Source organism: Collinsella tanakaei (assembly GCF_016902615.1).
Lineage (GTDB): Bacteria > Actinomycetota > Coriobacteriia > Coriobacteriales > Coriobacteriaceae > Collinsella > Collinsella tanakaei_A.
Window position 1 is genome coordinate 18,120 of record NZ_JACJMB010000027.1, and the last position, 10,689, is coordinate 28,808.

Below are 10,689 nucleotides of genomic sequence, written 5' to 3' on the forward strand. Positions count from 1 at the left end.
CGATGCCGAAGGAGGGGCGCATGAGGGATTCTGATTGGGAGATCATCGACGAGCTGTTCCGGAACCCCCATATGTCGCGCGCCGCGGCATCGCTCTTTATGACGCAGCCGACGCTCACCAAGCGCCTGCAGCATATCGAGCGCGAGCTGGGCGTGCGCATCGCCGACCGTACGCCCAAGGGGTTGGCGTTCACGCCGGAGGGCACCTATTTGGCCCAGCGCGCAGCGGAGCACATCGAGCTCGTGAACCAGACGCTGCGCGGGCTCGAGGACCTGCGGCGCGCTACGCGCAAGGCCATCACCATCGGGTCGTCCTACACGTTCAACAAGTACAACCTGTGGGACGTGCTTTCGGGATACGCCGAGGTGGGCGACCCCGAGGTGCGCTTCACGGTGGTGAACGAGCAGAGCGATGTGCTCTGGCGCATGTTGCTCGACGGCAATGTCGACGTCGCGTTCGTGCGCGGCGACCATGAGGGGCCGGCGCGGCGCATCCTGGTCGACTGCACCCAGGCGTATCTCGTGAGTCGCGAGCCGGTTGACTTGGCCGACCTGCCCCACCTGCCGCGCATCGATTTCCGCACCAACATCGAGTCCACCGGCCTTCTGGACGCGTGGTGGCACGAGCGCTTCTCGTGCGAGATGCCGCCGGGCATGAGCGTGGGCTTCATCGATTTCGTCTGGGAGCTCGTGGCCCGCGACGAGGGGTACGTCCTGTGCTTCGTGCCCGCGAAGTTCGTCAACGACCGCGGGCTCTGCCTGACGCCGCTCGTGCGCGCCGACGGCTCGCCGGTGGTTCGCCGCACGTGGTGCCTGTATCCCAAGGCGGCGCTGCCGCCGCACATGGAGAGCTTCGTGCGCTATGTGCGCGAAGCGGCGAGCATTCCCGAGGGGACGATCCTGCGTCCGCAGGAGGGCTGAGGGCTGCCAGCGCGCGTGGTGTCCGCGTGTCGCCCGCTTTGCGGCGATGGGCGCAGCTTGCCGCGCGACCTATTGTCATCGCCCGAAAGCCAGGTGTTCTGCTCTTATATGTGAATGTATGCTCATATATACAGGTAATATTTCAGATAGAGCGAAAGAATCACGCACGCCACGGTATCATATCTGCAGAATGTACACCCGACTCGGTATGACACGCATGCACCAAAAGGAGCACGGCACATATGAGACTTGATACCTTGGAGATCGGCAAGGACGCCATCATCGCGTCGGTCGACTCGGATGATGATGCGCTGCGCCAGCATATCCTCGATATGGGTCTGACGCCCGGCATCGAGGTCACCATGATGAAATACGCGCCCATGGGCGACCCGGTGGAGATCCGCCTGCGCGGCTACGAGCTGACGCTGCGCCGCGACGATGCGGCGCGCATCGAGATCTGCGATGTCCACGACGCGCACAACAACCTGCGCGTGAACGCGCGCGTCGGCCACACGGAGCATCCGGCGCTCGGCGAGGGCCTCGCCCCGCGCGGCGGCGGCAAGCCCATCCCGGAGGGAGCCCCGCTCACCTTCGCGCTCGCCGGCAACCAGAACTGCGGCAAGACGACGCTGTTCAACCAGCTCACGGGTTCAAACCAGCACGTGGGCAACTTCCCGGGCGTCACGGTCGATCGCAAGGACGGCCAGATCAAGGGCCATCCCGAGGCCACCGTCACCGACCTTCCCGGCATCTACTCGCTGTCGCCCTACACGAGCGAGGAGATCGTCTCGCGCGAGTTCATCTTGAACGAGCAGCCCGACGCCATCATCGACATCGTCGACGCGACGAATATCGAGCGCAACCTCTACCTGACCCTGCAGCTCATGGAGCTCGACCGGCCCATGGTGCTCGCCTTGAACATGATGGACGAGGTCGCGGCCAACGGCGGTACGGTGGATGTCAACAAGCTCGAGGAGCTGCTCGGCATCCCGGTGGTGCCGATCTCGGCGGCGAAGGGGGAGGGCATCGGCGAGCTCGTGGAGCACGCCCTGCACGTCGCCCGTTTCCACGAGCATCCGCGCCGCCTGGACTTCTGCGCCGCCGACGGTGCGGACGGCGGCGCGCTGCACCGCTGCATCCACGGCGTGTGCCACCTGATCGAGGACCATGCCGCCGCGGCGAACCTGCCGCTGCGCTTCGCGGCGACGAAGCTCATCGAGGGCGATGCCCGCGTGATCTCGGCGCTCGCGCTCGACCAAAACGAGCTCGACGCGGTCGAGCATATCATCGTGCAGATGGAGGACGAGTCGGGCTCCGACCGCCTGTCCGCCCTCGCCGACATGCGCTTCTCGTTCATCGAGGGCGTGTGCAGCATGTGCGTGGTGAAGCCGCACGAGAGCCGCGAGCATCTGCGCTCGGTGGCGGCTGACCGCATCCTCACGGGCCGTTACACGGCCATCCCGGTCTTCATCGGCATCATGGCGCTCGTGTTCTGGATCACGTTCGACGTGATCGGCCAGCGCCTGTCCGACCTGCTCGAGATGGGCATCGAGGCGTTCACGGGTGTCGTCGACACCTGGCTCACCGATTTCGGCGTGAACCCGGTCGTCCACTCGCTCGTCATCGACGGCATCTTCGCCGGCGTGGGCAGCGTCCTGTCGTTTCTGCCCATCATCGTCGTGCTGTTCTTGCTGCTGTCCGTGCTCGAGGACTCCGGCTACATGGCGCGCGTCGCGTTCGTGATGGATAAGCTCCTGCGCCGGATCGGCCTGTCGGGCCGAAGCATCGTGCCCATGCTCATCGGCTTCGGCTGCAGCGTGCCCGCCATCATGGCCACGCGCACCCTGCCCTCCGAGCACGACCGCAAGATGACCGTCATGCTCACCCCGTTCATGAGCTGCTCGGCGAAGCTGCCGGTCTACGGCCTCATCACCGCGGCGTTCTTCCCACAGTACGGCGGTCTTGTCATGACGGGGATGTACCTGCTCGGCATCGTGGTGGGCATCGTCGTGGCACTCCTGTTGAACCACACCGCGTTTCGCGGCGACCCCGTGCCGTTCGTGATGGAGCTGCCGAACTACCGCCTGCCGAGCGTCGCCACGGTCGCGCGGCTCGCATGGGACAAGGGCAAGGGCTTCATCCGCAAGGCGTTCACCATCGTGTTCGTCGCCACGATCATCATTTGGTTCCTGCAGACGTTCGACATCCGCTTCAACGTGGTGACCGACCAGTCCCAGAGCCTGCTTGCCGGCGTGGGCCAGCTCATCGCGCCCATCTTCGCGCCGCTCGGCTTCGGCGACTGGCGCGCCTCCACCGCGCTCGCGGCCGGCTTCGCCGCGAAGGAGAGCGTGGTGTCGACGCTCACGGTGCTGCTCGGCGGCAACGTGTCGGCGCTGTCCACGCTGTTCTCGCCGCTCACGGCGATCTGCTTCCTCGCGTTCACGCTGCTGTACACCCCGTGCGTCGCCGCGGTGTCGACGGTGCGCAGCGAGCTCGGCGGCCGCATGATGTGGGCGGTCGTGGCGCTGCAGTGCGGTGTCGCCTGGATCGTCGCGTTTTTGATCCACGTGGTCGGCATGGCGCTGGGCTTCGCGTAAGCGTACGCGGGCTGTCCTCAGGGGAGGGGGTGTCCTCACCGGGGACGGGGTAGTTCGGAGACATCGCGCGCCGCTCGGCGCGCGATGTCTCCGAACTACCCCGTCCCCGGTGAGGACACCCCCTCGTTGCTAGAGCACCTCGACCTGGCAGCTGCGCATCGTGGCGAGTGCAGCCTCGTGGGCGTCGGGCGTAACGCCGGCGCAGAGGGCGGCCTCGACGCGCACGGGCAGCTCGGGGAAGTGCGCTTTGATGAGCAGGGCGTTGCTCACCACGCAGATGTCGGTGCACAGGCCGACAAGCTCTATGGAGTCGATGGGCTGCTGGTCGTTTTGGATGGCGAGCCATTCGACGAGCGCCACGGAGCCGAACGTCGGCTTGTCGAAGACGACGGCGTCGCGCTCGCGGCGGACCTCCTCCAGGGCGGGCACGAGTTGCCAGCCGGGCGTGTCGCGCACGCAGTGCACGACGGGAAGCTTCGTGCCCTCCTGGGTCTCGAGGTAGTTCTCCTCGTGGGTGTCGCGCGTGAAGACGACCGTGCCCTCGAAGGTGCGGGCGCGCTCGGCGACGGCATCCGCGATCGCCTGCGCCTCGGGCGTGCCGAGGGACCCGTCGACGAAATCCTTCTGCATATCGACGACAACCAGATAATCGTTAGCCATAGGTGCTCCTTTGCATGAGGCGCGCTCGGCGCCGTGGGTTTGTGAAAACCTGCAAGCTTGATGATACTTGCCGCGCCCGAGGGCCGGGGCGGTTTTAGGGATTGTTGCGGGGATGTGGCTGTGCGGTGTGCGAACGCGGGCGTGCGCGCGGGTGGCAAGATTCTTGCGAAGTTCAATATCGAGCTGTGCTAGACTGCCGATAAATTGAACTTTGAACCTCGCGTGACAAAAAGTTCAATTTTGTGGATACGATATTGAACTTCCGGAGGCGCGATGGAGCGTACGACAGAACGCGAGCGGTTCGCCAGCCGCCTGAAGGATGCCATGGCCGAGCGCGGCATGAAGCAGGCGGACGTGATCCAGATGGCTGCCGATGCGGGCGGCAAGCTGGGCAAAAGCCAGATGAGCCAGTACGTTGCCGGCAAGACGATCCCCCGGCGCGACGTGGCGGACCTGCTGGCGCGCGTCCTCGGTGTCGACGCGGCATGGCTGCTGGGCGCCGAGGGGACGGACGCCCGCGACGCAGGCGCGCCGTCGCGAGCTAGCGCGCGGCATGAGGCCGCCTCGCACCCCGTATCGACCGAAGACGGCGCGCACGAGCACGCCGCCAGCACCATAAGGAGCACCCCCATGCGTGAATTCAAGAAATCCTCCAAGCTCGACAACGTCCTGTACGACGTGCGCGGCCCGGTGAACGACGAGGCCGAGGCCATGGAGGCGCGCGGCGAGCATATCTTGAAGCTGAACATCGGCAACCCCGCGCCGTTCGGCTTCCGCACCCCCGACGAGGTCATCTTCGACATGCGCCAGCAGCTCACCGAGTGCGAGGGCTACTCCAACTCCAAGGGCCTGTTCGCGGCGCGCAAGGCCATCATGCAGTACGCGCAGCTCAAGCACATCCCCAATGTGGACGTGGACAGCATCTACACCGGCAACGGCGTGTCGGAGCTCATCCAGCTGTGCATGAACGCGCTGCTCGACACCGGTGACGAGATCCTCATCCCGAGCCCCGACTACCCGCTGTGGACCGCGTGCGCCACGCTAGCGGGCGGCGTGCCGGTGCACTACATCTGCGACGAGGAGGCCGAGTGGAATCCGGACCTCGCCGACATTGAATCCAAGATCACCTCGCGCACGAAGGCCATCGTCATCATCAACCCGAACAACCCCACCGGTGCGGTCTACTCGCTTGACATCCTGCAGGGCATCGTCGAGATCGCGCGCAAGCACCAGCTCATGATCTTCTCCGATGAGATCTACGACCGTCTGTGCATGGACGGCGTGAAGCATATCTCGATCGCCTCGCTCGCCCCCGACCTGCCGTGCGTCACGTTCTCGGGCCTCTCGAAATCGCACATGATCGCCGGCTACCGCATCGGCTGGATGATTCTTTCGGGCAACAAGCGCTGCATGCGCGACTTCATCATGGGCGTGAACATGCTGTCGAACATGCGCCTGTGCTCGAACGTGCCGGCGCAGTCCGTCGTGCAGACGGCCCTTGGCGGCTACCAGAGCGTGGAGCGCTACGTGGAGCCCGGTGGCCGCGTGTACGAGCAGCGCAACTACGTCTACGAGGCGCTGAACGCCATCGACGGCGTCACGGCGGTGAAGCCCAAGGCGGCGTTCTACATCTTCCCGAAGCTCGACGTGAAGAAGTTCAACATCACCGATGACGAGCAGTTCGCCTTGGACCTGCTGCACGAGAAGCACATCCTGGTCACGCGCGGCGGCGGCTTCAACTGGGAGAAGCCCGACCACTTCCGCGTCGTCTACCTGCCGCGCATGGGCGTGCTGCGCGAGGCGATGGAGGACCTGGCGGACTTCCTGTCGACGTATCGCCAGAATTAGCGGTCGCGCGGGCGCATCGGCGCCGGGGCGGATTCGCCTGCGGCGCAGCGTCTGCCCGTCCGCCCGATCGCTACCTGCGCATGGGCGCGAACAGTTGAATATGTGCAGATGAGGAGCGCTTCTGGCGCTCCTTTTGTGATGAGCGAAGTTGCTGCGGGGGAAGGTGCCGCGCGCCCCCTACACTGGATGAAGGCCGGAAGGCCTTAGGTAGATTGCGGCCGAGTAGGAGCCGCCTGAAGTAGCGCCGAGGGCGCAGGAGGAACGCATGTCTGAGTACAGCGAACTGGATGAGAAGATGACCGAGAACGAGACGATTGCCGCCGAGACCGCGGCTGAGGCGACCGAGGAGGTCGTCGCCGAGACCGAGAGCACGGACGCCGAGGAGGCTGCCGTGGACGCCGCGCCCGCCGAGGACGTGGCCGACGAGACCGCCGACGAGTCCGAGGCCGAGCCCCGCGACCTGGACGGCGAGCTGTTCGACAAGATCAACCGCGCCGCGCGCCTGCTCCGTGCGCGCCGCGACATGATGCGCGACGAGGCCGAGGAGGACGCCAAGCGCCTGAACGACCTCATGCGCGCGCTGAAGCTCCTCGAGCTCAAGCCCAAGATGGAGCAGAAGGAGATGGCCGAGCTTCTGGGCATGCGCCTGCGCGAGCTCAACGCCATCATGATCGAGGCCGAGAAGAACGACATCGTTGCCCGCGTGGAGCCCGAGGAGGACGACATGCGCAAGGTCGTTATCTTCGCGAGCGAGGACGCCGCCGAGCTCGCCGCCAAGATGGGCGGCAAGCGCAAGAAGCTCGTCCCGCAGCTGTCCGCTGTCTCCTGCGAGCAGATTCTTTCCCTGCTTGACCAGGTAATCGACCCGATGGTGGCTATGGGTCTGGACGCCGACCGCGGCCCGCGCGGCGGCCGTGACGACCGTGGTCCCCGTGGCGGTCGCGACGATCGCGGCCCGCGCGGTCGCGGCGGCTTCGGCGGCCGTGACGACCGTGGTCCGCGCGGCGGCTTCGGCGGCCCGCGTGGCGATCGTGGCGGCGACCGTCCTCGTGGCGGCTTCAACGGCGGCCGCGGCAACTTCGGCCCCCGTGGCGGCCGTGGCAACGGCGGCGGTCGCGATGACCGCGGCGGCCGTGGCGGCTTCAGCGGCAACCATCGCGGTGGCCGCTTCTAAGCCTGCGAGCCCGAGATGGCGAAACGCCTCTGGCGGGATATCCCCGTCGGAGGCGTTTTTTGTTTTCCGCCGGCATACGCGCGTTGGGGTAGGGGCGGAAAGGCGAACCAAGTAATTGTTAATGATTGCGCGGGGAAGCCGCAAACAGCGCATCTCTGCATCAAGCATCTGTTGAGGGGGTTGCATGTTGTGAGGTGGATGCGGTCCTCGTTTGAACGGGGCGCGGCGTGCACGCGCGGTCGGCGACTGTGCTGGCTGACGGCGCGTGCCGGGGCTGCAATCGCGCGGCGGGCGGGGCGTCGTGTCGCGCCGCAGCATGCCCGAGCATTACACGGATATGAGAGAGCGCCCTTGCGGGTGCATGCGCGGCAGTCGACCTTACCGATTCTTAACGGGAGCCGTACGGCTGCTTATTGTGTGTGCAGTACGCTGAGATCAACAAGCTCGCCGCCGCCATGAGGTTCGGCGTGCGGCGGCATAGCGGGGACGGGGGCGTGACATGATGGCGTTGAGCGACAAGTTGCAAGAGCGCGAGAGCGAGTTCACGGGCCTCAAAGGGGAGCTGCTGCGCTATACCGGCTGCGCCTATGCCCTGGTGATCGCCAGCCAGTTCATCGAGGCGCTTGCCATGAGGGGCGGGGCGGCATCTGGGGTGCTCTATGGGTGCTCTGCCGCGGTTTTCGTCTTCGCGTTCGTGGCGTATCCGCTCTATGCGAAGGTGCTGCGCCGCGACGCACGCGCCTGATGAGGCCATGCGGTCGGACCGCCGGAGATGCTATACGAATAATGAGTCCGCAGCCGGCAATTGATGCACGCTTATGGCGCGCGATTGTCGGCGCATCACGCCGCGGGACAAAAACGCGCTGAGTGGGACTTCACATACAAACGGTGGGTATATCAGGTGTTCCCTGCAGGATATTTTTATGCAGCCTGGAAACAGGTATAGCAGGTAACTATATAAATATATACAAAGGTACCTAATTAACCGCTCGAACCGCTTATGCATACGTCCCACTCAAAGCGTTTTTGTCCAGGACCCACTTGGGGCGGGGAGAGCCTGGCGAGTTTTCCCGGAAGAAGCACGCTTCGCTTGTTCAGGAACCCCTTCGCGTCGGCGCGGCAACGAAAAGGCGCCCCCGGAACGAACCGGGGGCGCCTTACATGTAAGCGCGTGAGCGCTTAGCGGTATTCAGCTTAGCCGAAGTAGCGCTTCAGCAGACCAGCGAACGCCTTGCCGTGACGGGCTTCGTCGCGAGCCATCTCGTGCACGGTGTCGTGGATGGCGTCCAGGCCAGCGGCCTTGGCGCGCTTGGCGAGGTCGGTTTTGCCGGCGGTGGCGCCGTTCTCGGCCTCGACGCGCATCTCGAGGTTCTTCTTGGTGGAGTCGGTCACGACCTCACCCAGCAGCTCGGCGAACTTGGCGGCGTGCTCGGCCTCCTCGTGAGCGGCCTTCTCCCAGTACAGGCCGATCTCCGGGTAGCCCTCACGATGGGCAACGCGGGCCATGGCCAGGTACATGCCGACTTCGGTGCACTCGCCCTCGAAGTTGGCGCGCAGGTCGTTGACGATGTCCTCGGAGACCTCGGGAAGCTTGCCAACGCCCACGACGTGCTCGGCAGCCCAGGTCATCTCGGTGTCGCTCTGCTTGATGAAGCGGGAGCCGTCAACGCCGCACTGGGGGCACTTGAAGCCCTCGGGGAGCTGGTCGCCGTCGTACTCCTCAACGTAACCGCAAACGGGGCAAACGAACTTCATGATTCTTCCCTTCGGTCAAAGGTGATTGCACGCCCGCCCGGTCCCTTCGGGCCCTCTCCAAGCGGGTGCGCCGTACAGTTAGGATTATGACCAAATGGACCCGCGGTAATCCCATATTGAGACTGATTCCTAAAAGTTCGTAAGTCCTTCACACTATGTTTAATTGCTCTAACTTAAGATATTTAATCGTCTCGTCTGCATGTCGCGTTTCGCCAACGGTCACACCGAGCGCATCCAGCAGGATGCACACGATCCGCAGCCGTTGCAGATGAGGCGGCCGCCGCACTGCTCGCATTGCTCGTGGAAGACGGGGCGGTACAAGTCTGCCTCGGGAATCTCGAGCCCCAGCCGATCGGTGAGGTGCCAGGCGATGGGGCGGCCCTGATGGCCCATGTTTGACTTCCACGCTTGCTGGCTTTGCAGCCTCTTGCCGCGCAGGTGGTAGGTACGTCCATCCTTGATGAACACGCTGCCGGTCTCGGTGAAGGCGAACGTGACGTTGGCGGCCACGCACTCGCGGTGCAGGGCGCGCACCCAGTCAAAATCGCAGGGTCGGGCGCCGCCGTAGTTCTCGCCTCCGCAGATGACCTGTTCGATGCCGTGCGGGCCCAGGCATCCCGGTGCCGCCTGTTCCACGGAGACCGGGCCGATGAACGGGGCGCACATGATGCCGCGATGCTTGGCCGGTGTGGCGAGGAGGATGGGGACGCGCTCGTCCGCGCGGCGTTGGTTTTCGCATGTGACGTTCAGCATGACGTTGTCCCATCCGTCACCCCAGTCGGCGGGCAGGCAACAGGCGAAGCGCTCAGGGCGCTTGGTGAGGATGAAGAAGCGGACGTCGGGCCGTTCGCGGATGATGTCCCATGCCTCGTCACGCCAGGGATCGGCCTCGGGGACAAGGAAATCGGAGGTCATGCAGACGCGGATGAGCTCGCCCGGGCGCACCCGGAACGAGCCGTCTCGCGTGCGCTGGATAGGGTAGTCGAAGTTCCCGGTGCGGGAGATTTTCGAGCCGTCGAGCCCGCGCCGCTCGTCGTTGAAGAACATGTAGCAGTTGTCGCACCCCTCGCTCGCGCGCACACATCCGTGCCAGGGGTTCCAGATATCGTGCACGGGCCGCCTCCTTTCGCGCCGCCGGGGTGGGAGACCCAGTATGCGCCAAAGGAAAATCGAACACAAGTTCTATTTAGTGAAAGAGCTGGCGGCGGCGCATCGTGCTTCGGGGTGCCGCCGGGATGCGAGCTCTTGCGTTTAGCGGAGGATGTAGGTCCCGATGATCCGGTCGAACTTGCGCACGTCGACGCCGCGCTTGAGGTTCAGCTTGATGTGGCCGGCGCGCGTCCAGAACTCGAGCTCGGCGTTGAAGTCGATGTGCCCGGCGCTCTCGCTCGACCACATGTCGACGGACTTCCACGGCAGCGAGTAGATCTCGACCTTCTTGCCGGTGAATCCCTGGGCGTCGCGCATGATAAGGCGACGGTCGGTGATGATCGCCGAATCCCTGATGGTGCGGTAGGCGGCGACGGGCTGCTCGCCGGGCACAAGAAGCTCGGTCACGTCATCGGGTATGCCGCACTCCGCCACGAATGTCCATTCCATCATCGACGGTTCCGCCATGGTTATTCCTCCTTGTTGTGCTGTGGTGCTTTGACGTCGCCTTCGGGGTTTCCGGGCGACGTTCGTAAGCTTACCGCGTGCGAGGGGCCGACGGGTGTGGGTGGGGTTCGCCTTGATT

The 10,689-nt window shown here is 64.9% G+C and carries 9 protein-coding genes; 5 read left to right on the forward strand and 4 right to left on the reverse strand.

Annotated features, from left to right (window positions below):
- Positions 1-20 precede the first annotated feature (20 nt).
- Together H6A21_RS08535 and feoB are read left to right on the forward strand one after the other, a co-directional pair.
- Positions 21-920, forward strand: coding sequence for a LysR family transcriptional regulator (locus H6A21_RS08535; RefSeq protein ID WP_204562329.1), 900 nt, complete (start codon positions 21-23; stop codon positions 918-920).
- A 242-nt stretch (positions 921-1,162) separates the two neighbouring features.
- Entirely contained in the window at positions 1,163-3,517 is a 2,355-nt protein-coding gene (gene feoB / locus H6A21_RS08540) for a ferrous iron transport protein B (RefSeq protein WP_204562330.1), read from the forward strand.
- A 129-nt stretch (positions 3,518-3,646) separates the two neighbouring features.
- On the opposite strand, the gene H6A21_RS08545 is transcribed toward feoB, so the two are convergent.
- On the reverse strand, positions 3,647-4,177 hold the full coding sequence (locus H6A21_RS08545) for a cysteine hydrolase family protein (RefSeq protein WP_204562331.1): 531 nt from the start codon (positions 4,175-4,177) through the stop codon (positions 3,647-3,649).
- A 273-nt stretch (positions 4,178-4,450) separates the two neighbouring features.
- On the opposite strand from H6A21_RS08545, the gene H6A21_RS08550 reads away from it, so the two are divergent.
- The 3 genes from H6A21_RS08550 to H6A21_RS08560 all read left to right on the forward strand — a co-directional run bounded on the left by H6A21_RS08550 (position 4,451) and on the right by H6A21_RS08560 (position 7,944).
- Entirely contained in the window at positions 4,451-6,025 is a 1,575-nt protein-coding gene (locus H6A21_RS08550; RefSeq protein ID WP_239462762.1) for an aminotransferase class I/II-fold pyridoxal phosphate-dependent enzyme, read from the forward strand.
- Positions 6,026-6,290: 265 nt separating this feature from the next.
- Positions 6,291-7,199: a hypothetical protein gene (locus H6A21_RS08555; protein WP_204562332.1), complete on the forward strand. Its 909-nt coding sequence runs from the start codon at positions 6,291-6,293 to the stop codon at positions 7,197-7,199.
- A gap of 499 nt (positions 7,200-7,698) precedes the next feature.
- Positions 7,699-7,944 (forward strand): hypothetical protein, encoded by a 246-nt coding sequence (locus H6A21_RS08560; RefSeq protein WP_204562333.1) that lies wholly within the window; start codon positions 7,699-7,701, stop codon positions 7,942-7,944.
- Between the two features lie 449 nt (positions 7,945-8,393).
- On the opposite strand, the gene H6A21_RS08565 is transcribed toward H6A21_RS08560, so the two are convergent.
- From H6A21_RS08565 to H6A21_RS08575, 3 genes are all read right to left on the reverse strand, one after another.
- Positions 8,394-8,954: a ferritin family protein gene (locus H6A21_RS08565; RefSeq protein WP_239462763.1), complete on the reverse strand. Its 561-nt coding sequence runs from the start codon at positions 8,952-8,954 to the stop codon at positions 8,394-8,396.
- 219 nt (positions 8,955-9,173) lie between these two features.
- Positions 9,174-10,067 (reverse strand): DUF5131 family protein, encoded by an 894-nt coding sequence (locus H6A21_RS08570; RefSeq protein ID WP_204562334.1) that lies wholly within the window; start codon positions 10,065-10,067, stop codon positions 9,174-9,176.
- Between the two features lie 138 nt (positions 10,068-10,205).
- A complete protein-coding gene (locus tag H6A21_RS08575; RefSeq protein WP_204562335.1) occupies positions 10,206-10,571 on the reverse strand; it encodes a PH domain-containing protein in 366 nt (121 codons plus the stop codon).
- Positions 10,572-10,689 lie beyond the last annotated feature (118 nt).

Bases quoted from the DNA above. Each gene is read 5' to 3' on its own strand.
- H6A21_RS08535 (WP_204562329.1), top strand. From the start codon at position 21: ATGAGGGATTCTGATTGGGAGATCATCGACGAGCTGTTCCGGAACCCC.
- feoB (WP_204562330.1), top strand. From the start codon at position 1,163: ATGAGACTTGATACCTTGGAGATCGGCAAGGACGCCATCATCGCGTCG.
- H6A21_RS08545 (WP_204562331.1), bottom strand. From the start codon at position 4,177: ATGGCTAACGATTATCTGGTTGTCGTCGATATGCAGAAGGATTTCGTC.
- H6A21_RS08550 (WP_239462762.1), top strand. From the start codon at position 4,451: ATGGAGCGTACGACAGAACGCGAGCGGTTCGCCAGCCGCCTGAAGGAT.
- H6A21_RS08555 (WP_204562332.1), top strand. From the start codon at position 6,291: ATGTCTGAGTACAGCGAACTGGATGAGAAGATGACCGAGAACGAGACG.
- H6A21_RS08560 (WP_204562333.1), top strand. From the start codon at position 7,699: ATGATGGCGTTGAGCGACAAGTTGCAAGAGCGCGAGAGCGAGTTCACG.
- H6A21_RS08565 (WP_239462763.1), bottom strand. From the start codon at position 8,954: ATGAAGTTCGTTTGCCCCGTTTGCGGTTACGTTGAGGAGTACGACGGC.
- H6A21_RS08575 (WP_204562335.1), bottom strand. From the start codon at position 10,571: ATGGCGGAACCGTCGATGATGGAATGGACATTCGTGGCGGAGTGCGGC.